Below are 25,095 nucleotides of genomic sequence, written 5' to 3'. Positions count from 1 at the left end.
GGACAGGCGGCGATGGCCGGGGTGGAGGCCGAGGCCGTGCTCCAGGAGGCGTTGCGGGCGGACTCCGGACTTCAGCAGGCCCTGGCGACGCACCTGAACGTGTCGACGTCCCAGTCCCGGATGACGAACGTCGTGACGGTCAACGGTACGAAGATGCGTGGGAGCCAGATCACGCTCGGGCCGATCACCGTCACCAAGCCGAACACGACCGCCGGCCTGCTGGGACTGGCGGCCGCACTCGTCGTGGTGGCCGCTCTCCTCGTCTACGGGGTGGTACAGCTGGCCGGCGACATGGTGTGCAAGGCGCTTATCAGCCCTGGCGCCCTTCCACCGTCGTGGACGTCCAACAGCCCTGGCGTCGTGGAAGGCCCGCCGAGTGCGCGGTGGTTACGAGCCTCCCGGGATGATCGTCTATGCAGGCTCATCCGTCACCATCCACACCTTTGAAACCGCGGATGACGCCAAGGCTGCGATGGAGGGGGCGGTGGCGACCTTCCGGGCCGAAGATGCGGCTGTCGGCTGACAGCTGACGGTGGGCCGGGTCTCTTCAGTCCTGCGCGAGGGGTGGGAGACCCGGCCGTTCGTGGTGGTGCTGTCGGGGTCAGAACAGGTGGTTGAACTCGCCCCAGCCGTCGCCGACCAGGGTCCGGCCAGTGAACGGAGTGGCCGCCTTGCCGGTGCCCTTGTAGAGCCACAGGACGCCCGTCCTGTCGCGGGCGACCGCGTCGGTCCGGCCGTCGTCGGTGAGGTCGCCGGTGACGACGAGCTGGTCGTACCCCTGCCAGCCGCCACCTGTCCGCACCCTGGTGGTGTACGGGACCGTACCGCTGCCGGTGCCCTTGTACAGCCACAGGACGCCGGTCTTGTCGCGGGCGAGGAGGTCGGGGCGGCCGTCGCCGGTCAGGTCGCTGCCGCCTGCGAGGCGGTCGTACGCGCCCCAGCCCGCGCCGACCCTCACGCGGGTCTTGAACCGGTTGCCGTCGACGAGCCGGCCGGTGCCCTTGTACAGCCACAGGACCCCGGACTTGTCGCGGGCCAGGAGGTCGACGTACCCGTCCCGGTCGACGTCCCCTGCGCCGTCGATGCGGTCGTAGGCGTTCCAGCCGGTGCCGACGCGGACGCGGGGCGCGAAGGGCTTGTCGGTGACGAGCTGGCGGTCGTAGTACCAGAGGGTGCCGGAGGCGTCGCGGGCGACGACGTCGCCCAGACCCCGGGTGACGGCCGACGGCTTCACGCTGCCGGGGAAGTAGGGGGCCTGGGAGGCGGGGGAGAGGGAGGTGAGGGTCGTGTACGCCTGCCAGCCGGGTCCGATCAGGTCCCGGAAGGCGAGCGCTGTGTCGGCGCTGCGCGTGCCGGAGTACTTCCACAGCCTGCCGGTGGTGTCGCGAGCGAGGAGGCCGTGGAAGGGACGGACCGGGCTGCCCTGGACGGCGAACGGGGCGCTGGTCCGGCGGACGAATGCCTCGGGAGGCGTGGCAGCGGTGTAGAGGTCGTAGCTGGTGTAGGCCACGTACTTCTGTGCGTACTGGCCCGGCGCGCTGGTGAGCTCGTAGCTGATGACGTGATCGCCGGGTTCGAGCTCGCAGTACAGGTTGGCCCCGGCTGACCCTGAGTCGAGTTCGGCAATGGGTACGCGGCACGCGGCGCCCGCGTCAGGGGTCGGCTTGCCGAGGCGGATGACCGGATTCGCCCTGATCAACTGGCCCGTTGCCTTGGTGAAGCGCAGGGCGAGCCTTCCGGCGTCCGCGGCGTGGATGCGGAGCTGCTGCCGGACCGTGCCGCCGTCCGGGACGGACGGGGTGTCGAAGGCAACGGTGTTGAGGGCGGCGGAGGCAGCGGACTTCACTGTGACCTTGGCGGTGCCGCGGCTTCCGTTCGCCGGGAGGCTGCCCGCACTGCGGGCCTCCTTCACGGCGGCAGCGAGGTCGCCGTTGGCGGGCATGTACGCGAAGCCCCAGTACAGGGTGGTGTCGGTGGCGTCGGCAGGGACGGTGGCGTCGGGCGCAGCGACCATTTCGCCGTCGCAGACGAAGACACCCGTGTACCCGACGGCCTGGGTGCAGTCGTTGGCGTGGGCGATGTAGCCCTTCGGAAGCCCGGCCCCGGCGCCGGCCGGGTCGGTCATCGGCTTGGTGCCGACTGTGACGACGACCTTCCCCCAGAAGGTCGTGCCTGACTCGACGATCGGGAAGAAGCGCGGGAACGAGCCCGGCCCCGCCACCACGTCGTACCCCGACAGCTTCAGCTCGTCGGCCGCGGAGGCGGTGGGCGGGGCGAGGAGGGTTCCCGCGGTGAGGAGACCGGCGGCCGCGGAAAGCGTGGCCGTGCGGCGGATGAGACGTCTCATGGTTCCTTCACAGATCTGATCAGTGTGCGGCGGACCCCAGGGATTCCTGCGCGTTCACCGCACGGAAGGGACAGGTCACCCGACGTGCCGTTGTCCCGGTGGGACCCGGCACATCCGGCGGACCAGCGGACTCGGCTCGGACAGACCTCCGCCTGCCCGGGCAGGCAGGCGCCCACGACCGAGACCACGGGAGCAGACGGAACGCCGAGGCAAGGCGCGTCATCGGCAGCCCTGCTCGCCGCCGCCGCAGCCGCGGCGACGCCGCCCGCCCGCCGGGATGCGTGCCGCCTGCCGTATGTCAGGCGACGTGGTTGTAGGCGCTCGGGGCGAAGACCATGCCGGTCCTCGTGCGCGGCTTGAAGAGTCCGGTCGCGTTGCCGGTGGTCTTGTACAGGTAGGTGGCGCCGGTGGGGTCGACGGCGAAGACGTCGGCCCGCCCGTCGTTGTCGGCGTCTCCGATGCCGGAGAGGTGACGGTACGTCCCCCAGCCGCCGCCGATCCGGGCCCGGGCGCCGAACACGCCGCTGCCGTTGCCCTGGTAGAGCCACAGCACTCCGGTACGGTCACGGGCCAACAGGTCCCCGGCAGCGGTGCCGACGAGGTTCCCCGTGGCGACCAGGTCGTTGTAGACCCCCCAGCCACCGCCGACACGGATCCGGCCGCCGAACGGAGACGCCGCGGTACCCGTGCCCTTGTACAGCCACAGGACACCGCTCTTGTCGGCGGCCAGCAGATCGGCCCGTCCGTCGCCGGTGAGGTCGCTGCCGCCGGCGAACTTGTCGTACGTGTTCCACCCGCTGCCGACCCTCACCCGGGTCGCGAACCCGGCGCGCCCGTTGCCCTGGTGGAGCCACAGGACGCCCGTCTTGTCGCGGGCGACGAGGTCGGGATGGGTGGCACCGGCGAGGTTCCCGGTGACCTCGATCCGGTCGTAGCCCTGCCAGCCGAGACCGATCGGGGTGCGGTAGCCGGTCATCTGGGGCGAGACCTGGGTGATGTTGGAGCTTGTAGTGCTCGAGCTTTCCGCCACTGTTCCTGACGAGGACGTCAGGGGCACCGTTGTCGTCGAAGTCATGCAGCCTGGGCGTGCGGACGACGGTGAACGAACCGGTGGCGGTGGTGGCCTGACCGCCGTACGGGGTGACCCGCAGGCTCCAGGTGTAGGCGCCGTTGAACGCACGGTCGCCGTTGTCGAACAGTCCGCTCCAGTTCATCCGGGCCCGCACCGTGTCGTCATCGCCCCGGGTCGGAGGCTCCAGCGCCACCGTCTTCGTCTCACCCGTACGCGTGTGGCGCAGGGTCGCCGAGACCGAGACCCCCAACTGCGAAAGCCTCCACTCCAGCACGGCGCGCCCGCCCGGCGTGTCGAGACTGACCTGCGGACCGAACAGCGCACCGGTGACGATCCCCTGGGCCGCCTGGGCCGCCTGGGCCGCCTGGGCCGCCTGGGCCGCCTGGGCCCGCGGCGCGGCCACCGACCCCGGAGCCGACACGGTCAGGCATCCACCCGTCACCGCGAGAGCGACACCCACCGAGCCCACCAGCCGACGGCCGTGAACAAGTCCCTGAAGCACTACCGAAACCCTCCCCTTGAACAGCCGCACAGCAACCAGCGCGGCGCCCTGGCCTCGCCAGACACCCCCTGAATCCCCCTCCAGGGCCGGGTCTGTACCAAGGTCGAGCGGACAGTATCAGCCACCATCCACACTCACACGCGTCTCCTGCCTCACTACCAGGAGCATCCGACCCACCCCGAGCCCCCTGACGGCACCGGGAAGCGCACGAGTTGACGTATTCGTGCCCTTGGAGCAGCCCTGAGGCGGCTGGATCCGGTACAGAACGCCAGGAATGGGGGCGGGTCGCCGAGAGATCCCGGGGCACCTGCGTGTCGACCTGCACTTCACTGACCACGACGAGACCTGGACCATGTGGGTCCGGCGAGGCGTCCTCAACGCCCGCCGGGGCGCCCACCCCGACACCCCGCTCACCGTCAGCGGCCCCAAGGCCGCCCTCGTCGCCACCCTCCTCAAGCCCGCGAGCGCACCCCCGCTCGCCCAGGCCGGGAAGATCACCCTCGACGGCGACGAGACCGTCCTGCCGACCTTCGCCGGTCTCCTCGACGACTTCGACCCCGACTTCGATCCCGACTTCGCCATGGTCACCCCCTGACCGAAGCCGTGTGCGGGCTGCGCGGGGGACACCGGGCGGCCCGCGTCGCCGTCAGGGGAGTGGCAGGGCCTCGAAGTCCCGCTCGCGCAGCACTCGCTTGAGGATCTTGCCCTGCGCCGATACGGGCAGGCTGTCGGCGAACTCCACCGAACGAGGCACCTTGTACCCGGCGATCCGCGTGCGGGCGTGGGCGATGAGCTGGTCGGCCGTGACCTCCACGCCCGGGCGGCGGACCACCACGGCGTGGACCCGCTCGCCCCAGTGCGGATCGGGGAGCCCGACGACCGCCACGGCGGCGACCGACGGGTGCCGGGCGAGGTCCCCTCCGTAAATGATCATGCCCTTCAGGCGGTCGACGACGAAGACCCAGGCCAGCGCAGTGGCACGCATCGTCGGTGTGCACGGGATCGGGAAGCAGTCGATGGGGGAGTCCTCCCTCCTCGCGGAGTGGTGGCCGGCCATGGCGGACGGCCTGCGGCGGGCCGGTGCCGCCGACGGGCTGGACGCGTCGGACGGGACGATGGCGTTCTACGGCGACCTGTTCCGGCCGGCGGGGGAGTGGCTGGCCGTCGGGGATCCCCGCTACACCGCCGCGGAGGTCGAGGACGGCTTCGAGAGGGATCTGCTCGCACAGTGGTGGCGGCCCGCGTCCGAGCGCGACGCGAACCTGCCCGGCCCGCAGTCCGCGTCGGTCACCCTGGCTTCGGCACCACGGTCCGTGCAGGCGGCTCTGCGCGCGTTGTCGGGCTCCCGCTTCTTTGCGGGGATCGCTCTGCGGGCGATGGTCTTCGACCTCAAGCACGTCCACCGCTACCTCGTCGAGGCGGAGTTGCGCGAGCGGGCCCGAACGCGGGTCAGGGAGGCGATCGGCCCGGACACCCGCGTCGTCGCCCACTCCCTCGGTTCCGTCGTCGCCTACGAGGCCCTCTGCACCCTCCCCGGACACCCTGTGCGCGCTCTGGTCACCCCGGCGAGAGCCGGTCGGCCCGCGGATCATGGCCGGGTACGAAGGCGCTGGCGTGGACCAACCTGGCCGACGACGGAGACGTGGTGGCCCTGGTGAAGGACCTGCGCCCGCGATTCGGGGACGACATCCGATGCGGGCGGACCGACAACGGCGCCCACGCCCACGACGCGAGTGCCTACCTGACGGACAGACTGTGCGGCGAGGCGATCGCCGCCGGTCTCGCATGAGTCAGCGGGCCGAAGGTCGCGGCGAGGGGCCGCGCCGGTTTCTGATCGCCACCGCGGTCGCCCGTTATCCCCGGTGCCCCGAGTGGGACAGGCCGGGACTCGTCGAAGCCCGCGACCAGGTGATCGACCTCTTCACCCGTGAGCTGGGATACGAGCACCACGCCGGCCTCGGCCTAGATCCGACCCCGCGCCGAACTGACCGACCGGCTCAGGGAGTTCTGCTGAGCACCCGACCGGCGCGAGGACGACCTCCTGACGGTGTACGTCTCCGGGGACGGCGAAGTCCTGGACGATGCCGGACACCACGTGCTGCTGATGTCGGACACCGACTCCGACGACCTCGCCCACACCGCCCTGCCCACCGCCGACCTGGCGCGCACCCTGCTCCGGGACACCGGTCTGCGGCGGCTGCTCCTCCTCTTCGACACCTGCTACTCCGGCCAGGGGAGCAACGAGCTCGCGGCCACCGCGCTGGAGCGCATCGGCGCCGAGTGGGGCCGGTCGACCGGGGGCGGGTTCGTGATCGTCTCCTCCGCGCAGCCCCGTGAACATGCCGGTGCCGGAGTGTTTCCCCGACTCCTCAGCCGGGCGGTGGCGAGCCGGGCGACAGCGGGCGACAGCCCGAGGACGCTCTCGGTCTCCACCGTCGTCCAGCAGATGAACGACAGCCCGGAACGGCCCGACTTCCAGCGCGTCTTCCCCTCGCTCGTGGGGCTCACCGGGGAGCCGCCCGCCTTCCTGCCGAACCCGCGGTACAGCACCGTGCAGGAGGTGGACCTGTCGATCCAGCGGGCGGCGGAGTTCCACGAGCAGGACCGGCGACGGGACGTGGAACTCACCCGCCGCCTCCTGGTCCACGCCATGGGCCACCACGGGCCCGGCGCCGGACGCTGGTGGTTCTCAGTGCGTCACGCGGCGCTCGCCGACCTCACGCGATGGCTCCAGGCGGAACCGGCGCCCGGAGTGGCGGACGCGTGCCGTGTCCTCACCGCGGACCCCGGCTCGGGGAAGACCGCGGTGCTGGGACTGACCGCCGCCCTCGCCCACCCCGAGCACCGCCGCACCGTGCCGCTGCACAGCCTCGGCCTCGACCCACACCGGGTCCCCGGCGAACGATCGGTGGACGTGTCCGTCTACGCCCAGAGCCTGACCGACTCCCAGGTCGTCCAGGGACTCGCCGCCGAGGCCCGGGTGTCCGCCCGGACCGTCGGCGAACTCCTCGCGGCGCTCCCCGAACCGGGCGACGGCGAGACGTTCACCGCGATCGTCGACGCCCTCGACGAGGCCGCGACCCCGCACACGCTGTGCACCCAGGTCCTGCGGCCCCTGATCGAGCACTCCCGCGGCCGGATCCGCCTCCTCCTCGGCACACGCCCCTATCTCCTGCCCCTCCTCGGCACGAGCCGGGACGCCGCCGGCGTGATCGACCTGGATGCCGCCCGGTACGCGGACCCGAAGGCGGTGGCCACCTACGCGGCGCGCAACCTCCTCGAAGCACACCCCGACTCCCCGTACCTGGAGAATCCGGGTGCCGTGCGTCCGGTGGCCGAAGCGGTCGCGGCGGCGGGCTCCTCGTTCCTCGTCGCCCGGATCACCGCCGGCTTCCTGGCCTCGGCACCCGACGTCGTGGAGGACCCCACGGACCCGGTCTGGCGCGCGGGCCTCCCCCGCCACGCCACGGAAGCCCTGGACCGAGACCTCCGACGCCGCCTGAGCTCCGACGCCGCACGCGTCGTCGACCTCCTGCGCTCCCTCGCCCACGCCCAGGGCCAAGGCTCCCATGGGAGGACATCTGGGCACCACTGGCCTCCGAGATCTCCGGCCGTGCCTACACCGACGAGGACCTGATGTGGCTGCGCCGCACCGCCGGTTCCTACGTCGTCGAGGCGGCCGAGAACGGGGGCTCCGCCTACCGCCTCTACCACCAGGCCTCGCCGACCACCTCACCGACGGCACCGACCCCGCGACGATCCACGCCGCCTTCACCCGCGTCCTCCTCGGGCGCGTGCCCCACCGGACCGACGGGACCCGCGACTGGCGCCTCGCCCACCCGTACACGCGGACCCACCTCTCCACGCACGCCGCCCAAGGCGGCCGGCTCGACGAAGTCCTGGGCGACGTCGAGTACGTGGTCCACGCGGCACCCGAGCAGCTCACCCCCCACCTCGGCCGGGCGAGCTCCGACCGCGCCCGCCTGACCGCCGCCGTCTACCGCACCTCGGCCGGGCTCCACAGGACCGCCACGGTGGAGGACCGCCGCCGGATCCTGGCCCTGGACGCCGCGCGCGGCGGCGACCCCGGACTCCACGAAGCGCTCACCCGCAACATCGAAGAGGGTCGGTGGATAGCGGTGAGCGGCGTGGTCGCCGACGACGAACACTTCGCCGTCACGGCGTCGTGGGGCGGCTGGGTCCACGTCTGGGACTTGAGGACCCGACAGCTGTTACGCAGCCTCCGGACCGGTGAGGGTAGCGAGGTCGTCTCTCTCGCCTGCACCGTCCTGGACGGCCTCCCGACGGCCTTCACCGTCACCGCTCCGCGAGACAACGCCTTCCAGGTACGGAACCTGCGCACAGGCCACCAGGAGGGCCACATCCCGATACGGATCCCCGGCAGGCCGTGGCGGGCGGGCGGGCGCCGCCGACGTCGCCCTGTGCTCCCGTCGTTCCGGTGGCCGGCCGTCAGCCAGGTGAGTCGGGCGACCGACGCCCCTGGCAAGCCTCGCCGGCCCCACACCGCACGTCGGCCTCGGCGAGCGCGTCGAGGACGCCGTGGCGTTACGGACCTCACCGCCGCCGTCAGAGGGGACACGGCTCAGCGGGAAGGGACATACCTGGTGGGGTTCACCCTTCTCCTCGTGGCCCATTCGACGGTTCTCCCGTGCAGCCACATGGCTTCCATGACCGCGTCGCGTTCCGCGTCGGTTGAGCGGGCGACCGACTCCTCCAGTGATCCCCGGAGGACGGACTCGACTCGAGGAAGCAGGCTGAGTGCCGCACCGAGACGGATGCCCGGGGCGGCGGTCTCTCTCCTCGCGTGCAACCAGCCCAGAGACGAAGTGGTCGTGGTGCCCTCGCGATCCAAGGTGATTCCAGCGTGGGCCAGGGCCTCGATGACATCGACCTTCCAGCCCGTCCCCGACTCATCGTCAAACATCCCGTACAGCAGGGGGAGGAGAGTCGCACGGCAGCTCGCGAGTTGAGAGACCAGATGGAGGGCGCCGCCGCGCACTCTCTCATCGTCGGTCCCTGCGAGGATCGCCATGGCGGCGGGAGCAGCCTCCTCGTAACTGTCGGCGATCGATTCCTCCCAGCCGACCATTTCGTCGTACTCCGGCTTCTCGGCGGCTGCGCAGTCCTCCTGAGTGCGTCGCCACGACCAAAGTGCCGACCCATAGACGTTCGCCAGATAGTTGAGCACCTCGGCCTGGACGATGATCTTCTCGGTCAGCGCCAACCCCAGCAGGTGAGGAACGTACGTCACCGCGTCGCTCTCGAACGCAACACCCTGAGGAGCGATGGGATCCGCCAAAGCGGACAAGGCTCTCAATGCTCTCTCGCGGTCAGAACTGCGCAAGGAGTCGGTATGTACCGACAGAATGCTCACTTTCCTCCTCCTGGTGAAATCAATTCGAAACCAATATACCTAATTGACGCAATAGTGGCGAACACCTCATGCACGCCGGGTAGGGCTTCCCGAAATCCTTGCCGCTGGCATGGACCATTTCGATGGTCGCGCTCTTCGTAGGTTCAGGGTTCGCCGCTCCGTACTCAGCGTCGTATGCCTGACTGATACAGAGAACCTCCGCACACCCATAGTGATGCTTGGGGCGAGAGCGTGATATCTGCTTGACCGCAGCCTGATTCAGGTCCTTCATGCTGCGATCGCTGCTCCATCCCTCGTATGTGCCACCTGAAGTCCGAAGGATGGCCACACAGTCAGCCCCCTTGTGTCGCAACGCAAGGGCTTGAAGCTCCGGAGAGGTCCTCCTGTCCTTCTTCGCTATCTGAGTCTGCTCTTCGTCCTCGACACCACCCTCGATGTCTCTCTTGTTGAAACGCTGCCCGTAGTCGGAAATTGCGTCGATCAGGTCATGGCAAGCGGCACCCCACGCCTCTTCCTTTCTGGCGGAACGGCTCTTCATTGCCTCCTTCGCCGTCTTGGCCACCTGGTTGTTGAGGCGCAGAAGAGTTTCCAGTGCGTTCTTCTCGTCATGGGGGTAAGGGGTGATGTGCTCTATCGCGGCCAAACGCGACCGGACTTTGTCCTGCAGCCTCCCTTCCTGCGAGGCCATCCGGACTTCACCGGTCGGTTTGGCTGTGACGGTATGGTCGCTTCCGGTCAGCGAGACGTGCGCCCTGATCGTCTTCAGGCCGCCGGAGTTGTCATCCTTTCTATCTGGCGCAGAGCCGCCAGGCTCTTTCCCTTTTGTCTTGAGTTTCTGCCAGAGGGATTTGCCCTTCTTGGCTATGAAGTCGACGATCTTGTCGATGGCTCGGTTGACGGGCTTCGAGACCGCCTGGAAGACCGATTTCACCTTGTTGGCGAGGCCGCCTATGCCTAGGAGGGAGGCGAGGAGGCCGATGAGGAGGGGGATGCTGGCGGCCAGGGCTGTTTCGACCGTTTTGGGGACGCCGGCTGCGCCGCCGTTGGCGATGTGGATGACTGCGTCCAGGACTGCGTTGACGAAGTCGGCTATTTGGGCGCCTTGGGTCACGATGAAGGTGACGATGTCGATGATGCCCTTGACCGCGCGGATGAAGGCGGAGGCGGGGTTGAGGAGGGAGAGGATCCAGGTGATGCCGGCGATGATGACCGTGGGGATCAGGTATTCCGTCAGTTTCGACAGGATCGTCGATTTGAGGTCGCCTGCTTCTGCCTGGATCTCCTTGACCGCTCCCGCCGGGCCCTCTTTCGCCAGGGACTGGGCCACCGGGACCGTCGACTCCACCGCGGTCATCGCTTCGTCGGGGACGCCCTTGCGGGTGATGCGGGTGCGGATGTTGTCCCAGGTCAGGCCCAGGAGGGAGGCGATGAGTTGGATGATGCCGCGTAGGTCGAAGCGTGGGGGGAGTTCCAGGCCCACCTTTGTCGCTGTGCCCAGGAGCCAGGAGACCAGGCCCGTTTTCAGGTGGGTGCCAATGTTGGTGATGAAGAGGTTGAGGCCGGCGCCTACCGCCTTCACCAGGTTGCCCAGGAAGCCGATCGGGTCCTTGATGATCTTCATGATCGCCGAGGCGGCCTTTGCCAGGATGCCCAGCAGGAGGTTCTTCAGTTCGTTGATGGTTTTGATGACGCCGGCTATCGCGTCTTTCGCCTTGTCGATGAGGCCCTTGTTGGCCTCCTGGAGTTTCTTGATCTCCTCGTCCACGGCGTTCAGGGCGGCCGTGTACTTGTTGGCGAGGTCCTGGACCAGCTGTTCCGACTTCTCGTCGACGGTTGCTTCCAGGTCCTCGAATTTTCCTTCGAAGTCCTTCCGCGCCTCCTCGCCGAACGCCTTCAGGTCGGCGGGGAGTTTGTCGACCTCCGCCTTCAGCTCGGTCCGGCCCTGCGCTATGCGCGTCTTCGCGCGGCCCAGTTCCACGCCGATCATGTCCGCCACCTGCGAGATGACCGTGCGCATGCGGGCCACATACAGCTTGCGGGACTCCTGGTAGAGGTCGTTCGCCTCCTTCGGCAGGCCCGCGAACTTGTCCTTCAGCCACCTTCCCTTGCCCAAAAAGCCGCTGTAGCGCTTGTCCTTGTACTTCTTCATGCGGGCCTTGTGGTCGGCCGTGAACGCGTCCCGCGCCGCCTTCTCACCCGACGTGAACGCCGCGTCGACCTTCGTGTCGAGGCCCGTCAGCGTCGCCTCTACGTCCTTCTTCGTCGCGTCGAAGACCTTCTGAAGACGCGCCGTGACCTCGGCCCGCTTCTGCTCGTCCTTCGACTTCGTCTCGCCCTTGCCGCTGTCGACCGCCTGGCCCGACGCCGCCCTCGTCGCCGTCAGCGTGTTCATGGCCTGCGCGCCAGCCGCCGCCGCGCCCGCCTTCGCCGCCGCCAGTTGCTGGTCCTCGGCGGTGTGCGCCTTGCCCGGGGCCTTCGCGGAGTCCGTCTCCGCGGTCTTCTTCGCCTTCAGCGCGTCGTTGAACTCCGGCTCGTTGCCCTTGGCGAGCTGCTCCTCCGTCACCTCGGCGTCGGCCATCGCCTTGTCGTTCTCCGCCGGGCCCTGCGAGAAGTCCGTCACCGCCGGCGGCTGCTTCTGCGGGATCGCGTCCTTCGCGGCAGGGGCGCCCGGGTTGCCGGGCGGGCGGTCCGGATCGAGAGGGGTGACCGGCTTGTCCTTCGCCGCCGACGTGTCCGGCGGGGCCTTCGTCGCCGTCTCGATGTCCTTCGCCGAGGTGTTCTTGCCGTCGGTGACCTTCCCGTCGACCTCGTCCTTCACCTTGTCGGCCTTGCCGGACTTGGAGAACTTGTCGGCCTCGTCGAGGTTCTTCGGCGCCTGCGCCTCGATCGCCTTGTCGACCGCCGCGACGAACGCCGCCTTGTCGAACTCCCCCGGCTTCGCCGCGTTTATCTTCTCCGCGTTCGCCGCCTTGCCCTGCGCCTCCTTGTCGTCCGGAGGCGCCACCGCCGCGTCCTGCGCCGACCTCGACTCCGCCGCCGCCGGCGCGTGCGCGGCCATCGTCCGCTTCTTCGCCGCCACATCCGCACCCACCCGACGAAAACCCGGCGCCGCACTCGCGGGCGTCTTCACCGGAGCCGTGTAACGCTGAGCCACCAGACGCGCCACCGCCGCGTTACCGGCCGCCCCCTGGAGGCGCTGCAACGATCGGGCATCAGGAGACGACGTGGCCGTGCGGGGTGTGTCGTTGCGAGAGGGCTCGGCGGGGGTCCTATCCGGAACCGACTTCATCGGCTGTCCCTCTCGCCTGCCGCGGATCACCCCTGGACGTCAGCTGGCAGGCTGTCGCACGTTCCGGGCCACGGGCAGCGTGGACCAGGTCAGATTCGGGGCACCACGGGGTGGGCCGTACGGATCTGGACTGCTGCCTCTTGGGGCAACAACAGAGAAGCGCAGCCGAGGTCGTAGGAAGACGATGTCGAGTTGTGGGCAGTGCGCGCTGCGGAGCGGAGGCCGTAGTCGCGTCGACCTCGTCCTTCGGCACGCGGGAAAGTGGCCGTCCGTGACGAGCAGCGGGCTGTGGGCCCGTGCGACCGCCGATCGCTACGACGCCGAGGAGACCGAAGCGCTCGCGGCTGCCGTTCTCGGACCGACTCTCGACCTACCTCTCCGAAAAGCGCATCTCCGCCTGCCCCAAGCCACTCTGAGGTCGCCCACTTGGAACTCCTCTCGGGAGTTCAGGCGTCACCAGCAGAACAGTGCGTATCCGAGGATGAGGAAGGCTTCGTGCATGTCGTCGTGTATCTCCCAGCTGGTGCGTGAACTCCGGATCTCGGTCGGTGCGCTCATAGTGGCCGCCCTGGCGCTCACCGTGGCGACCGTCCGCCGTGACGACGCGGGGTGGCTCGTGCCGGCCCTGTGGGGCGCGTGGCCGGTGTGGGCTGCCCTGGTGGCCGGCACCGTCTGGCAGATTCGCTCGCAGAAGTAGTCCGCACCCGGCGCCCGCAGGGGCGAGGAGCCGCCCACCACCGCCTTCCCGAACTTGCATTCAGTATGCGGATAGAGCATGGGAAGGGCTAGATTTGCATCATGCTGAGTGTCGAGGAGAGTCTCAGGCTCACGGTGGCCGCGCTGATGACGCGGACCGGTGAGCGCCAGGGCGCCCTGGCTGCCGGGATCGGGCTGTCGCAGGCCCAGGTGTCCCGTAAGCAGTCCGGGGCCGCGCACTGGTCGCTGGAGGACGTCGACCGGCTCGCCGCTCACTTCGGCCTGTCCGTGCTCGACCTGCTCGCGGGCCCGACGCACGCGGTCGGAGTCCTGCACGGCGCTGTGCCCTCGCTCCAGGTGGGCACCTTCGCCGCGCCCCTCGTACCCCTTGCCCAGGCCGCCCCGGCCCCTGCCGAGACCCCGGCCCTGGTCGGGTTGGGGCTGTGTGTGCTGTGCGGACAACCGGCGGTGGAGGAAGTCGACGGCTTCCCTCAGCACTTGAGCGCCGAGGAGTGCGCCGCCGCCGTGGCTTCCGCAGGGGCGATCGCCAACGCGGTACCGACCTCGGCGGCCCCGGCCGAACCCGTTCAGCCGGTCGCTCCGCCCGCTCCTTCCGCCGTACCGGTGGACGCGGCACAGCAGCAGCCCGACGCCGCTCCGACCAGGACGGAGCCCCGCCGGCCCGCTGCGGGGTACGCCTCCGGGACCCTGGTCGGGCAGATCACCGGCCGCGTGCAGGACGTCATCGCCGAGCATTCCGGCGACCTCGACGCCGCACAGGCCGCGCTGATCAAGGCGGCGATTCCGGACGTGATGGCCATCATGAAATCGTCCCGGGTCGGCGGCAGATACGAGCATTCCGAGTTCCCGCCGACCGCCGGCATCCTGCACAAGAAGTCCCAGAAAGGCGCGGACGAGATCTGGGAGGGCCGCCCGAAGTGGCGGAACGCCGCCCTGTTCAAAGCCGCGAAGGGCGGCGAGAAAATCGAGGTGACCGCACTCGACATGAACGCGGCCTACCTCTCCGCGCTCAAGTGCTGGCTTCCGATCGGGCAGCTCCGCGAGGACACCAGCGGCGTGCACGACCCGAAGAGGTCCGGCGTCCACCTGATCACCCCCGCCGACTGGGACCACCCCGACCTGCCCAACCCTCTCGGAGCCCGTCAGGAGCCGGGGGAGCTGTGGGTCACCGAGTCCACCCTCCGCGCGCTCATCGACTGCGCCCACCAGGGCCTGGCCGCTCCGCCGGCCATCCACCGCTCGCTCGTCTCCGGCGCCACCGAGGCCCTCTTGGAGAAGATGCGCCGCGCGCTCGCCGAGGTCCGGAAGAACGCGATCGCCGAGGGTGACGAGATCACCGTCGCCTACGTCAAGGCGATGTACTCGAAATTCGTCTCGACCATCGGCGAATCCAGCGCGAACCGCGACATCCGCCGCCCCGACTGGATGCACATCATCCGTTCGAAGGCGTTCGCGAACCTGTGGATGAAGGCACTCAAGGCACACCAGGCCGGTCTTCAGGTCGTGGAGATCTCCGGCACCGACGAACTCCACGTCGTGGGAGACTGGCGCGAACTGTTCTCGGAGGGCAGGGACCTAAACCAGGTCAAGGTGAAAGACACCTACATTCTCGGAGGTAGGCGGTAATGGCAGGTTCCCCCGACCTGTGGTCCCGCTGGGGCGAGTTCCAGCGGTTCGACACGCGCGGGATGAAAGGCGGTGAGGCCCTCGTCCAGGAGCTGAACCGCATCGTCTACTCCTCCGGCGTCTCCTCGCCGGTCACATCGAAACGCGGTCTGGCCGCCCGGCTGCGCTACCTCGACAGCAAGGCCGGCCGCGAGGCGCTGAAGGAACAGGGCGTCTCCCCGCGGACCCTGCGGTCCTGGATGAGGAACAAGGGCAAGATCTCCCCCACGGCGCGGAACCGCGACAAGATCGACACCGCCTACTGGAACCGCCGCCGGGAGAACCTGATCCGTTCCGGCTGGCTCGCCCGCCACCTCGACAACAAGGGACAGGGCCGGCGGATGGAGATCTACCCCGTCGACCAGCGACACGTACCCGAATCCCGCCGCCGCCCCACCCTCTCCCAGCGCACCATCACCGTCCGCTACGTCTGGGGCGACCTGGTCGACGCCTGGGCGAAGAAGGACGCCGACACCGTGGACGAGATCTGGGACGACGTCATCACCGACCTCGACTCCGACTACGGAGCCTACGCGTACGTCTCCTCCGTAGGCATCAACGCCTGACCCCCACACCAGCCCTTCCCGCGCCCCGGCCCACGAGCCGGGGCGGACCGCACCCACCCCGGCCCATCCGCCACGTTCGCCGCCTCTTGGGCATGTCGTCGACGAGATGGCTGCCCTCCTCAACCGTAGGTTCCCGTGAAGGGGGACAGACCCTCTGAAATGTCAGGGTGTTCCGTCCCTCCGGGCCATGCCGCACGAGGTCCACTCACATGAAGCGGGTTGCAGAAGGTTGCGTTCGGGCAGTTCAGTGTCGGGTTTCGGTGCTGCTCTGGTCAGGGGGTGTGGGGGCGAGGTCGTGCATGTGGACGACGCCCAGGACCGTGTGGTGGAGGCCGTTGCCGCGCCAGCGGCAGTCGCGGAGGAACTCGGAGTGCTTCATCCGGCGCACTGTCGTAGGCGAGCAGCCGAACAACGGCGCGAGCTGCCGCATCCGCAGACCCGTGAACGTCTTCACCCGCAACGGCTCAGCTCTCAACACTGAACGTCTTTCATCCTGTGCTGGAGGGTGAAATGGGCTGGTCGGCGGGGGTGGTGACGAGGCAGGGCCCCTGGTCGTTGGCGTGGTGATTCCACTCATCACACCGGCGTCCGAAGGGGCCCTGTTGGTTCGGTATCCTGCCACGCTCGACGTCCCGTACGAGCTCGTCGAGCATGTCGCCTGGCTGCTGTACCAGCACCGCCGGGCCCGCAACACACGCCGGCGCAAGCTCAACTGCTGCCAGCAGGCGCTGCTCACCCTGGTCCATCTGCGGAAGAACGAGACGTTCTCGCAGCTCGGAGCGGGTTTCGGGATATCCCAGGCCACCGCTTGGCGGTACGTCGACGAGACCTTGAACGTCCTGGCCGGCTGGGCACCCGGCCTGCACGAAGCCCTCACTGGCCCCGGTGAAGGCGACCACGTCATCGTCGACGCCACGCTGATCCCCATCGACCGGATCCGCGCCGACGAACCGTACTACTCGATGAAGCACCGTCGGCACGGGATGAATGCGCAGGTCATCGCCCGGTCCGACGGCACGCCGCTGTGGTTCTCCCCTGCGACACCCGGCACGCCCCACGACCTGACCGCGGCCCGTGCTCACGCCATCGTCCAGGCCTGCCTCACCCGGCAGATCCTCGTCCTCGCCGACCGCGCCCATCAAGGCGCCGGCGCCACCTTCCGCACCCCGTATCACCACCATCGCGAACAGCCCGCCCACTACCAGCAGTTCAACCGCGACCACGCCAGACTGCGAGCGCCCGGCGAACGCGCCTTCGCCCAGCTGAAGTCCTGGCGGCTACTCCGCCGGGCCAGATGCTCCACCCGCCGTATCGGCACCATCGTCCAGGCTGTCCACACGCTGCTGGCCTGCAACTATTCAGGATGAAAGAGGTTCAGTGACGGGGAGAAGAAGAGGAGAGTCGCCTTCCCCTGCTCTCGGCACAGCATGTACAGCCGACGTTTGAAGGCCCCCTGTTCGAGACTGCCGCCGAGGAGTGCGAAATCGCTCACGCATTTGCCTACGTCGGGTTCTGCCACCTCACCAGCCTGCTCTCAGGTCGTGCCGCACCTTCATTGTGGCCCTGTGTGCGCGGATAGCCCAGAGGGCGGGCAGCTTCCGGCAGCGGTGTTCCCCCACAGGTGTGGCTCTTGGCCGGTCGCGAGCGTCGAAGTGCCCTGCCGGTGAGGCGGTGAGGTCTGATGGAGGCGCAGCCTCAGGGGTGTGTCGTCTTCCGTTGGGGTCGTCGCCGCCGTCTCCGGGCCCTTGAAGCCGTCACGTCGCCCAAGGGCCGGGAGACGGTCAGCCATCAGGTCGGCCGCGGCGAGGGGCAGTCCGTGCGGGCAGTGTGCGCAGAGCCCGATCGTCGTTCTCGCCGGACAGATGCTGTCATTCCCGGAGCCTCCTGCGAGCGCCGTCGCCGGTGGGGTCAGAGGTGGCCGGTGACGACGAGGTTGGAGCGGTAACGCTTTCTGGATCTGTCCCAGTCGGCACAGGTGATCAGTGTCAACTGCGGTTGGAGAGTGGGGGCGTAGACGCTCTGGGAGGGGAAGTCGCCCTTGGGGTAGACGGCCATGCGGGTGACGGTGAAGGTGACTTTGGTCCGGTCGTGGCGTGTGAGGGTGATGCGGTCACCGTTGCGCAGGGCGCCCAGTCCGTAGAAGGCGGCGGGGCCGTTGGACGAGTCGAGGTGCCCGACCACGAGTGTGTTGCCGTGTTCCCCCGGTGTCGGGGAGCCGTGGTACCAGCCGGCCTGGTCCGCGTCCGTCGGCATGGCAATGGTGCCGCCCTCAGCCGTGCCGACGGACACGATCTTCGCGGTCAGCCCGATCTCAGGGATGTCGATGCGCTCGGGCTGGGATGCCGGCAGGGCTGGAACTCCTCCCTGCGGCGGCCGTGGTGAGGGATCGGATGGCCCCGCGAGGACGGACCGGGGCGCGGCGGGGGGCGCCGAGGGGGATGCCGCGACCTTGGCCAGGAGGGCGAGGGCGGTCGTGGTGAAGGCGATGGCCGCCGCGGTGTGGATACCGCGGCGGCCACGAGGCCGAAGGCCTTTCACGGTCGCCCGTCAGTTCTGGCGGCTGCCGTGCCGGCGCAGGTACATGGTGCCCGCGGCGGCGGCCAGCAGGCCGGTGGCGGCGGTGAGCGCCACGGTGTCACCGTCCTGGGTGCCGCCCATGCCTCCGGCGACCGCTCCGGCCGGGGTCGTCTTCAGCGGTCCGCACAGCGCCGGGTTGGTGGCCTCCGAGGGCAGCGTGGCATCCAGGTCACTGGCACCGAGGACGTTGTCGTACTTGCCGTTGCCGTTGCCGTTGTAGTCGATGCCGTGGACGACGACGACCGCGTTGTCGGAGCGCAGGCTCTTGGCGGTCTCCTCGTCGACCGTGATGGTGCGGTGGTAGGTGTAGGAGGAGCCCTTGGGGAAGCGGTCGACCGCGAGGGCGGAGTGGGAGGCGCCGGTGTCGCCGGTGGTGGTGAGGGAGGCGCCGATCTTGCCGTAGAACGGCAGTCCGTCGGTCGTGTTCATGCTCAGCAGGCCGTTGTGCTTCATGGCCGCCGACGCGGGCGGACACTGGCCCTTGGCGCCGATGTGGAAGTGCTGGGCGTGCGGCGCGTCTGCGAGAAGACCCTGGGTCTTGATGGTGATGGTCGCCTGGTGGCCCTTCAGGTGGACCGTCGCCGTGCCCGAGCCGGTGACCTTGTTGGTGGGGACCGGGGAGAGCGTCGCGTGGAGGCTCTTGCCCCCTGTCTCGTCGGCGGCGAGAGCCGCCGGGGCGAGGGCTGTGCCGCCGGCTATGACGGTGAGGACGGCGATCGCGGCGGAGGTGGCCTTCTGCACGGGTGCTCCTACTCGATTGACAGACGGTTGCGCCGTGTAGTTATTCGAGCGCATAAAGTAATGCTTGTCCGCTTGGATCCGCTCCGGCCACCGCAGTGGAGCGTTAGGGCGACATCACGTGCAGGGGTGCCACATCTCGCAGTCACGCCGGACCTTGTGCAGGCACCCAGGGTTCAGTGAACCGACAGCCCGCGAAGAACATGCGGCAGAGGTCTCTGCGCACGAACGCGGACGGCCTTCCGCTGTCCGGCCCCTCAACGCGAGAGTGGCGGTGAGGCGGCGGCCACCGCAGAGCGTCTGGTGACGATCGCGCTGGTGAGCCTCAGCGTTCTGGCCGGCCCCCGATACCCCACCTGATGGTCTACTCGCGCAGATGACCGGAGCGCATGCTGGGCCTGCGAGAGATGCGCCAGCGTTTGATCTGGACGGCCTGGCGGGCTCCGCGGGAAGGGGGGCCTGTTTACGGTGGTGACCTTGATCAGGCAGATTTCTGAGCGGCCGTGGCCGATGCCCCGAGTGCGTCCCTGGAGCGGGATGTCCTTCCGATCGTGACATCTACCCCGGTGGCAGGTGGTGTCCCAGTGACAGGAGCGGCACGCTGTCTCCGTTGAAGTGCCACAGCGCGCTCGTGTACCAGAGGACCACCACCACGACCACCAGCGCGCCGCCGACCAGTGGCAGTGCCCAGCCCGGCAGGCGACGACTTTGCACCAGCAGGACCTTGGCGGCGAACGCCCCGTAAGAAGAAGCAGCCCGCGATCGAGTGCACTGCCAGACGCGAGCCGGTCAGCTGCACGTCGTACGCCCGGACGCAGTGCACCGCGATCGGGACGGTGAGAGCGAATAGGACCACACCGACGATGCGATGGGTGATCGGTACCGGGCCCGGCACTCGGCGCACCCGGGGCAACCGGTGGTACACCCAGAGCGCCAGCAGCAGCTGGAGAGTGGCCAGCCCCAGGACGCCGGTGGCGAGCTGTGCCTTGAGACGCACGGCATCGGTGCCCGTCTCACCGAACGGTGCCGCGGTGTAGTCCGGCGTGTTCGCCCGGCCGAACAGGAAGACGGCGACGAAGACCACGGCGGCAGCCCCGAACGCCAGCGCGAGAGCGAGCCCGGCTTCCGAGCGGCGCCGAGCGTACGCGTACCGTGCCCGCCGCGGCGTCCCATCCGGTGGCGGACCGTGAGGCGGATGACCCGGCTGGGTCGGCCGCCGGTGATCTGAGACGACGAAACCCCGCTGGTCCGGATCGCTCCGGGGCGGGGGCCACGCGAGGCAGGAGTCATTCTTCTTGCCGACCTTGCGACTTCCCCAGGGCCGTCGCGAGGTCCGCCTGCGGCATCCCGAGACGCAGCCTCGCCCTGCGGATGCGCCGGCCGATCTCCTCGGCTTTTCCAGCATCAGGACACCTCCCCAACGGTCGGGTGCAGAGTGGGGGCCGCCGGTCTGTACAGAGTTCGTCACCAGCAGGTACCCAGATGGACGCTGGTGCGAGAGGCGTCGGACGGAATCTTGCTGTGACGCAGTAACCACGGCCATCGCTCGCCGTTGGGCACGCCATGAAGAAGATCATCTCCGTGGCCGCCCTGGCTCTTACGAGCCTCGCACTGGCCGCCCCTGCCCACGCCGAGGGCGACAGCAACTTCGGGCCGGGCGTCAACGCCGCCAACAACTGGCACTTCAGCGCCGCTGCCGTCTGCTTCCAGGAGCTGGCGGTTGTCCCTGCCGGAAGTGCCTGGGACGGCAACACCGTCAACCACTGCACCAACGGCAACATCCTCGACCACAGCAACGGCTGATCGCTCAGCAGCCATCTGATCCGAGTCGGAAAAGGGGGGGCAATCCGACTCGGAACAGGTCCTCGTGTCGACCGAGGCGTCCACTGTTTCCCGTTCGTGCAGGGATGGTCCCGCGAAACGACTGCCAGGTGGCGGGCCTGCTTTCCCCGCCGACCTCACGGCACTGCCAACTGTGCGTCTGTCGCTGTGGAGTGGTGTCCGGTGCGCGGGCTGTCACGATGTCATGAGCGCAAGCCCGAAGGCGGTGTTGGCCAGTCCCATCGTCGCGTGCCCCACTCGCTGCGGCACGGAGTCGGTGGAGCTGCTCAGCACGCACACCATCAGCAGGAAGACGCCGCTGCCGGTGAGCGTCCAGCTCCAGAAGGACCCGTCCAGCGAAGCGGCGGAGTGGATGTGCGCCAGCGCGATCAGACAGGCGATCAGAACGATCAAGGCGCCGACGGCGGTGTTGACGAGCCGGCCGCGCGGACTGTCGAAAAGGCAGATGAGCACCACGGCGGAAGCCGCACACGGCGCCACGATGGCGAATCGGCCGGTCCACCCGGGGATCAGTCCCACGCCACACAGCAGTGTGCACCCGTACATGGCTGCGGACGGCCTGGTGAACTGGGTGACACCCGCGCGCCGCGGGCGGATGTTGAAGTACACGGGGGCCAGCAGGAAGAACGCGAGGGATACCTGTAGTGACCCCAGCAGAAAGGCCGAGTAGGGCGCCTGCTTCAACGACTCCACTAACGTACCCGCGAGCCCCCGGATTCGTCGTGTCGCAGAGATCGCCGTGTCGCATGCGTCCGCGACCGACCGGACGCGGGTTGGCGGCATGGCGTTCATCGCTCGGTTCCGCCGCCGTGCGAAGGGTCCAAGTTTTGTCTTTTCGGAACCAATTGGGCCAGAGTCGCTGGAGGTCCGGAAGAACGCGATCGCCCAGGGCGACGAGACCACCGTCGCCTACGTCAAGACGATGTACTCGAAATTCGTCTCGACCATCGGCGAATTCAAGCGCGAACCGCGACATCCGCCGCCCCGACTGGGGTACGGGCCGGAGGACTGTCCGCGCCGGACGTTCGCCAAGACGTTGTTTAGGATGGCCGCCCCGCACGCACGGTTCACCACTCGACTCAACCATGCACTGGAGCGAGTGGGGCTCGCGCCGGCCGGACGGGCTGGCGCGCAGCTGGGCTTCGGTGGCGGGTGATCTTGCTCCGGAGGCCATGGCGCTGCCTGCTCCACACTGCAGCACTCCGCGGGTGCGGGCGTGGACGGCTTCGCGCTTCGCTGCGGCCAGACCTACTCCACAGTCTAGACCAGCGACGAAGACCATCGCGTGGCCGGCGTGCTCCCGACGCGTGAAGTCGGTGGCTGCCTGGCTGATCTGTCATCCCGGTGTGGAGATGATCTGCCGGAGGCGGGCAGGCACCTGCGTCGAGGGTGCCCGGCGCGGAGCCCTCGATGCTCTGCAGGTCGCCGCCCGGTTTCATCTGTGGCAGGCACCGGCCCCGTCGCCGAGACCTGCGTCGCCGTTCGCCGCGATTCTCTGTGCAACATCTCCCAACGGCACACTGCCGCAGACACCCCGCCCAGACTCTGGCCCGACACAGGGCGACTCGGACCTCGTTGGCCGACGGGCCGAGCGGAAGAAGGCAGCTCACGTGCTGGTCCACGAGCCGCTCGCCCAACACCACTCACGCGGGGCGATCGGCCGGCGCCTGGGCTGGGGCCTCGACATCATGCTCCGTACGCAATCGCCTCAAGTCGGCAGGACCCCATTCGCCAGAGCCGCCCCCGGCCCGGCAGACCGGCCCCCTACAAGCCCCACCTCGAACGACGATTCAATGAGGGACGCATCAGCCTCGTCCGACGGCACAGCGAGCTGATTGCCGAGCAAGCCCCCCCCCGTCACCCACAGCATGGTCCGAGCCCACATCGCCACCTTGCGCGGCGCTCCGTCCGCCACGCCTCAACGGGCATCGACGACTTTGGCCGAGGAGGGCCGGGCCCGCTGCCCTGAACCGGACACGGCCGCCCAACGCGTCCGCCACTTTGGAGAGATCCTCATCGACCGCCTCGGCGCCACACTCCCCACCTGGATCACCGCCGTCGACGCCAGCCCAGCTCCGAGAGATGATCCTGTTTCAGTGACGCGCCGCCCCCTTCGGCGACCGGTCTACCCTTGCGCCGTGACATGGAACGAAGCTGAGTATCTCGACTATCTGCAGGCCGAGCGGCGTGGCTACGCATGGGTAATGCAGCATCACGGCGGACTGGGGCCGGAGGAGGCGAAGGAGGCCGCTTTGGCCCACTACCCGTACGAGTCGGCTGAGAACTCGTTCCGCGAGCTGGTCTTTCACGACGAGGCATGGCACTGGGCAATGCTGTCGATCCACGGCGATCGGTACGTAGTGGAACATCCCGAGCTGGTTCATCCGTCACCTGGCTACCTGGCCCTTGAGTAGCCGATCAACGCGTGCGATCGAACAACGTGGTGACACCCCGCGACCTCTCCCCGAGATCTGGGTCAGAACCTGACTCTCGCCTGCGGAGCCCATGGTGGTGAGGCCACGCCTCTGGACGGTGAAAGTCACTCAGCGAGGGAGAGTGAACGAAGGTCGGCGTCCAGCATGCGGATCAGCTCCCCAACCCGCCCGCCGCCACTCGGCGCCGTCGGGAAGCGTTCGAGCACGTCAACGAGGACTGGTGTCGCCCGATGTACCGACTGCTTCAGGTGTTCGGCGCCAACGCTCCGATCGTCGCCGGCGACGAGTTCGGCTGCTCTGGCAGCGTAAGCGCCGGCTCCTAGAATGTGCTTGACCTGGGTGGCCTTGGCCAGCGGATGCAGATAGGCGGCCGCTGCCGCAGACATCGCTGCCCACGCTGCCTCGCGGGCAGCCTCAGTGTCCGTGTTCTTGGCCGCTTTGAGGGCGGCGGATGCAGTGTCGCGCAGAGATTTCCCTCGCTCGCCGCCCTGAGCGAACTCCCATGCAGCACGGACAGCATCACGAGGGCGCGAGTCGTCCGGCTGATCGGCCTCGAAGATCTCGAGCACCGTCTCCGCGCACGCCGCAGCGAAGGCGGCGACCTCACGAAGGTCCTGCTTGCTCAGAACGATCTCGTTCGCGTCCCCTGTCATGGTTCCATCTTGCACGACGGTGCTGGCTCCAGCTCCCCGCTGTGCTGGTGACGAAGCTGCGGTCTGTCAAGCAGATGGACTGGTCCAGGGCGGTGATCGACTCCAGCCACGTCATGGCGGCCGGCCCGAAGGGGTGGCCCAAGAGCGGACCCGGCCCGGTCGACCGAGCGCGGCCGGGCAGCAAGCCCCACATCCTCGTCGACGGGCAGGGCAACCCGCTTGCCGTGTCTCTGACCGGCAGAAACCGTAACGGCGTCACGCAGCTGATGCTCCTGCTCGCCAAGGTCCTGTCCGTTGCGGGCCATGTCGGCGGATCGCGACGACGCCCCGACAGGCTGTTGGCCGACCGGGGCTTCGCCCACGACAAGTACCGCCGTCTCGTCTGGGCCCAGGGCATCAAACCGGTCATCGCCCGCCGCGGCGTCCCCCACGGCTCCGGACTCGGCGCCCACTGCTGGGTCGTCAAACGCACCATCGCCTGGCTCCACGGCTTCCGCCGCCTACGCTCTGCCGGGAACGACGCGACGACATCCACGAAGCCTTCCTCGGCCTCGCCACCTGCCTCACCACCCGCCGGCACGTCCAACGCCCTTGTGGTGACTTTCTGTAAGCAGTGGACCGGTCGGCAGCGCGCTGTCCCGTAGTGAGGCTCCTTGGTCGTCACTTGAGGATGCTCGCTTTCGCAACCCACTTCGATGCATCAGCGTCCAGTTCTATGACGGACGGCTGCCGATCACCCGGGAGAGCACGTGACGAAGAAGGACCAGAGGACGGACGCGGCGAGGGAGAAGGACCGCGAAAAGTGGATGGCGCGTTTCCAGGTGCGACTGGCCATTCAGCCGGGCGTGGACCGGGCAGTCGTGCTCCAGGCGGTCAAGGACGTCACGGCCCACTGCGCCGATACGGGAGAGCACCCGCGAACCGCCTTCGGCGACCCGGACGTCTACGCGGTGCAGGCCGCCGCGCGGCTGGTCCCGGCAGACCGGGCGGCGCGCGTGAAGCAGCGTAACGCCGTGGTGGACGCGCTCGACTCCGCCCTCAAGAAGGCCAGAGACGTCGGCGGTCTGTGACCGGTTGAAGCCTCCGGCATGCCCTGGCAGGCACACAGATTCTCACGAAGACTCCGCCCGCCGAGCCTGCGCGTCGGCGCAGGCAACGGGCGAAGCGCCGGAGCCGGTGACACCCATCTCGCACTGGGCGCTTCAGCCGGCGAGCGAGCGCTCTGGTGGGGTGGGAGGGCGGGCGAGCTGAGCCGAAGCGGCCGGCCGCAACCGCTGACGGAGGGCGCGAACCACCT

General features: G+C 68.8%; 27 protein-coding genes and 3 pseudogenes. 17 read left to right on the top strand and 13 right to left on the bottom strand.

Annotated features, from left to right (window positions below; translation table 11 throughout):
* Positions 1–12 precede the first annotated feature (12 nt).
* On the top strand, positions 13–447 hold the full coding sequence (locus tag ACFXMG_RS10520; protein ID WP_383814915.1) for a hypothetical protein: 435 nt from the start codon (positions 13–15) through the stop codon (positions 445–447).
* A 154-nt stretch (positions 448–601) separates the two neighbouring features.
* On the opposite strand, the gene ACFXMG_RS10515 is transcribed toward ACFXMG_RS10520, so the two are convergent.
* Together ACFXMG_RS10515 and ACFXMG_RS10510 are read right to left on the bottom strand one after the other, a co-directional pair.
* The gene (locus ACFXMG_RS10515) at positions 602–2,347 is read right to left on the bottom strand and encodes an FG-GAP repeat domain-containing protein (RefSeq protein ID WP_383814916.1); all 1,746 of its coding nucleotides are present in this window, start codon (positions 2,345–2,347) and stop codon (positions 602–604) included.
* A 298-nt stretch (positions 2,348–2,645) separates the two neighbouring features.
* Complete coding sequence (locus ACFXMG_RS10510) at positions 2,646–3,323, bottom strand: FG-GAP repeat domain-containing protein (RefSeq protein WP_383814918.1); 678 nt, start codon at positions 3,321–3,323, stop codon at positions 2,646–2,648.
* Positions 3,324–3,517: 194 nt separating this feature from the next.
* Between ACFXMG_RS10510 and ACFXMG_RS10505 the strand changes: the two genes are divergently transcribed.
* Entirely contained in the window at positions 3,518–3,904 is a 387-nt protein-coding gene (locus ACFXMG_RS10505; protein WP_384119831.1) for a hypothetical protein, read from the top strand.
* A gap of 291 nt (positions 3,905–4,195) precedes the next feature.
* Positions 4,196–4,516: an alkyl sulfatase C-terminal domain-containing protein gene (locus tag ACFXMG_RS10500; RefSeq protein WP_383814922.1), complete on the top strand. Its 321-nt coding sequence runs from the start codon at positions 4,196–4,198 to the stop codon at positions 4,514–4,516.
* 51 nt (positions 4,517–4,567) lie between these two features.
* Here ACFXMG_RS10500 and ACFXMG_RS10495 read toward each other — a convergent pair whose 3' ends face one another.
* Positions 4,568–4,906 (bottom strand): hypothetical protein, encoded by a 339-nt coding sequence (locus ACFXMG_RS10495; RefSeq protein ID WP_383814924.1) that lies wholly within the window; start codon positions 4,904–4,906, stop codon positions 4,568–4,570.
* Between ACFXMG_RS10495 and ACFXMG_RS10490 the strand changes: the two genes are divergently transcribed.
* The 3 genes from ACFXMG_RS10490 (at position 4,896) to ACFXMG_RS10480 (ending at position 7,558) form a co-directional block, all read left to right on the top strand.
* Positions 4,896–5,579 (top strand): hypothetical protein, encoded by a 684-nt coding sequence (locus ACFXMG_RS10490; protein ID WP_383814926.1) that lies wholly within the window; start codon positions 4,896–4,898, stop codon positions 5,577–5,579. The two genes, ACFXMG_RS10495 and ACFXMG_RS10490, sit on opposite strands and share 11 nt — an antisense overlap.
* Positions 5,567–5,710, top strand: a complete 144-nt coding sequence (locus ACFXMG_RS10485; RefSeq protein WP_383814927.1) for a hypothetical protein — start codon at positions 5,567–5,569, stop codon at positions 5,708–5,710. Before ACFXMG_RS10490 ends, ACFXMG_RS10485 begins: the two co-directional genes overlap by 13 nt.
* A 258-nt stretch (positions 5,711–5,968) precedes the next feature.
* Positions 5,969–7,558: a hypothetical protein gene (locus ACFXMG_RS10480; protein ID WP_383814928.1), complete on the top strand. Its 1,590-nt coding sequence runs from the start codon at positions 5,969–5,971 to the stop codon at positions 7,556–7,558.
* A 70-nt stretch (positions 7,559–7,628) separates the two neighbouring features.
* On the opposite strand, the gene ACFXMG_RS10475 is transcribed toward ACFXMG_RS10480, so the two are convergent.
* The 3 genes from ACFXMG_RS10475 to ACFXMG_RS10465 all read right to left on the bottom strand — a co-directional run bounded on the left by ACFXMG_RS10475 (position 7,629) and on the right by ACFXMG_RS10465 (position 12,446).
* Positions 7,629–8,126: a hypothetical protein gene (locus ACFXMG_RS10475; RefSeq protein ID WP_383814929.1), complete on the bottom strand. Its 498-nt coding sequence runs from the start codon at positions 8,124–8,126 to the stop codon at positions 7,629–7,631.
* 398 nt (positions 8,127–8,524) lie between these two features.
* Positions 8,525–9,316, bottom strand: coding sequence for a hypothetical protein (locus ACFXMG_RS10470; RefSeq protein WP_383814931.1), 792 nt, complete (start codon positions 9,314–9,316; stop codon positions 8,525–8,527).
* A 19-nt stretch (positions 9,317–9,335) separates the two neighbouring features.
* Entirely contained in the window at positions 9,336–12,446 is a 3,111-nt protein-coding gene (locus tag ACFXMG_RS10465; RefSeq protein ID WP_383814933.1) for a hypothetical protein, read from the bottom strand.
* Between the two features lie 430 nt (positions 12,447–12,876).
* Between ACFXMG_RS10465 and ACFXMG_RS10460 the strand changes: the two are divergent.
* The 4 genes and pseudogenes from ACFXMG_RS10460 to ACFXMG_RS10445 all read left to right on the top strand — a co-directional run.
* Positions 12,877–12,975: pseudogene (locus tag ACFXMG_RS10460) on the top strand (SAM-dependent methyltransferase); the annotation flags it as partial.
* Positions 12,976–13,104: 129 nt separating this feature from the next.
* On the top strand, positions 13,105–13,302 hold the full coding sequence (locus ACFXMG_RS10455) for a hypothetical protein (RefSeq protein WP_383815006.1): 198 nt from the start codon (positions 13,105–13,107) through the stop codon (positions 13,300–13,302).
* Between the two features lie 101 nt (positions 13,303–13,403).
* Complete coding sequence (locus ACFXMG_RS10450) at positions 13,404–14,948, top strand: helix-turn-helix domain-containing protein (protein WP_383814935.1); 1,545 nt, start codon at positions 13,404–13,406, stop codon at positions 14,946–14,948.
* A complete protein-coding gene (locus ACFXMG_RS10445) occupies positions 14,948–15,553 on the top strand; it encodes a hypothetical protein (RefSeq protein ID WP_383814937.1) in 606 nt (201 codons plus the stop codon). Before ACFXMG_RS10450 ends, ACFXMG_RS10445 begins: the two co-directional genes overlap by 1 nt.
* 244 nt (positions 15,554–15,797) lie before the next feature.
* Here the strand turns inward: ACFXMG_RS10445 and ACFXMG_RS10440 are convergent, their stop codons facing one another.
* Positions 15,798–15,932: a hypothetical protein gene (locus ACFXMG_RS10440; protein ID WP_383814938.1), complete on the bottom strand. Its 135-nt coding sequence runs from the start codon at positions 15,930–15,932 to the stop codon at positions 15,798–15,800.
* Positions 15,933–16,113: 181 nt separating this feature from the next.
* On the opposite strand from ACFXMG_RS10440, the gene ACFXMG_RS10435 reads away from it, so the two are divergent.
* Complete coding sequence (locus ACFXMG_RS10435; protein WP_383814939.1) at positions 16,114–16,920, top strand: transposase family protein; 807 nt, start codon at positions 16,114–16,116, stop codon at positions 16,918–16,920.
* Between the two features lie 541 nt (positions 16,921–17,461).
* On the opposite strand, the gene ACFXMG_RS10430 is transcribed toward ACFXMG_RS10435, so the two are convergent.
* From ACFXMG_RS10430 to ACFXMG_RS10415, 4 genes and pseudogenes are all read right to left on the bottom strand, one after another.
* Positions 17,462–18,091, bottom strand: a complete 630-nt coding sequence (locus ACFXMG_RS10430) for a class F sortase (protein WP_383814940.1) — start codon at positions 18,089–18,091, stop codon at positions 17,462–17,464.
* A 9-nt stretch (positions 18,092–18,100) separates the two neighbouring features.
* Positions 18,101–18,871, bottom strand: coding sequence for a hypothetical protein (locus tag ACFXMG_RS10425; protein ID WP_383814942.1), 771 nt, complete (start codon positions 18,869–18,871; stop codon positions 18,101–18,103).
* Positions 18,872–19,426: 555 nt separating this feature from the next.
* Positions 19,427–19,582, bottom strand: a complete 156-nt coding sequence (locus ACFXMG_RS10420) for a DUF6529 family protein (RefSeq protein WP_383814944.1) — start codon at positions 19,580–19,582, stop codon at positions 19,427–19,429.
* A gap of 94 nt (positions 19,583–19,676) precedes the next feature.
* Positions 19,677–19,952 (bottom strand): annotated as a pseudogene (locus ACFXMG_RS10415) (DUF6529 family protein); the annotation flags it as partial.
* Between the two features lie 27 nt (positions 19,953–19,979).
* Between ACFXMG_RS10415 and ACFXMG_RS10410 the strand changes: the two are divergent.
* Positions 19,980–20,096 (top strand): annotated as a pseudogene (locus tag ACFXMG_RS10410) (glycosyltransferase family 2 protein); the annotation flags it as partial.
* Between the two features lie 335 nt (positions 20,097–20,431).
* Positions 20,432–20,671 carry a hypothetical protein gene (locus tag ACFXMG_RS10405; RefSeq protein WP_383814946.1) on the top strand — a complete coding sequence of 80 codons (240 nt, stop codon included), beginning with the start codon at positions 20,432–20,434 and terminating at the stop codon, positions 20,669–20,671.
* 213 nt (positions 20,672–20,884) lie between these two features.
* Here the strand turns inward: ACFXMG_RS10405 and ACFXMG_RS10400 are convergent, their stop codons facing one another.
* Positions 20,885–21,502 (bottom strand): hypothetical protein, encoded by a 618-nt coding sequence (locus ACFXMG_RS10400; protein ID WP_383814947.1) that lies wholly within the window; start codon positions 21,500–21,502, stop codon positions 20,885–20,887.
* On the opposite strand from ACFXMG_RS10400, the gene ACFXMG_RS10395 reads away from it, so the two are divergent.
* The gene (locus tag ACFXMG_RS10395) at positions 21,492–21,866 is read left to right on the top strand and encodes a hypothetical protein (RefSeq protein WP_383814949.1); all 375 of its coding nucleotides are present in this window, start codon (positions 21,492–21,494) and stop codon (positions 21,864–21,866) included. The two genes, ACFXMG_RS10400 and ACFXMG_RS10395, sit on opposite strands and share 11 nt — an antisense overlap.
* 982 nt (positions 21,867–22,848) lie before the next feature.
* The gene (locus ACFXMG_RS10390) at positions 22,849–23,124 is read left to right on the top strand and encodes a hypothetical protein (RefSeq protein WP_383814951.1); all 276 of its coding nucleotides are present in this window, start codon (positions 22,849–22,851) and stop codon (positions 23,122–23,124) included.
* 125 nt (positions 23,125–23,249) lie between these two features.
* Here ACFXMG_RS10390 and ACFXMG_RS10385 read toward each other — a convergent pair whose 3' ends face one another.
* Positions 23,250–23,798: a putative immunity protein gene (locus ACFXMG_RS10385; RefSeq protein WP_383814953.1), complete on the bottom strand. Its 549-nt coding sequence runs from the start codon at positions 23,796–23,798 to the stop codon at positions 23,250–23,252.
* A gap of 41 nt (positions 23,799–23,839) precedes the next feature.
* Here ACFXMG_RS10385 and ACFXMG_RS10380 point away from each other — a divergent pair, with 41 nt between their 5' ends.
* Both ACFXMG_RS10380 and ACFXMG_RS10375 read left to right on the top strand, forming a co-directional pair.
* Positions 23,840–24,442 (top strand): transposase, encoded by a 603-nt coding sequence (locus tag ACFXMG_RS10380; RefSeq protein ID WP_383814954.1) that lies wholly within the window; start codon positions 23,840–23,842, stop codon positions 24,440–24,442.
* A 105-nt stretch (positions 24,443–24,547) separates the two neighbouring features.
* Positions 24,548–24,868 carry a hypothetical protein gene (locus tag ACFXMG_RS10375; RefSeq protein ID WP_383814956.1) on the top strand — a complete coding sequence of 107 codons (321 nt, stop codon included), beginning with the start codon at positions 24,548–24,550 and terminating at the stop codon, positions 24,866–24,868.
* Positions 24,869–25,095 lie beyond the last annotated feature (227 nt).

The organism is Streptomyces sp. NPDC059201, from assembly GCF_042754585.1.
In the GTDB taxonomy this organism is placed as follows: Bacteria; Actinomycetota; Actinomycetes; order Streptomycetales; family Streptomycetaceae; genus Streptomyces.
Note: the sequence above shows the minus strand (reverse complement) of the source record. Positions and strands in the feature narration are given on the sequence as shown.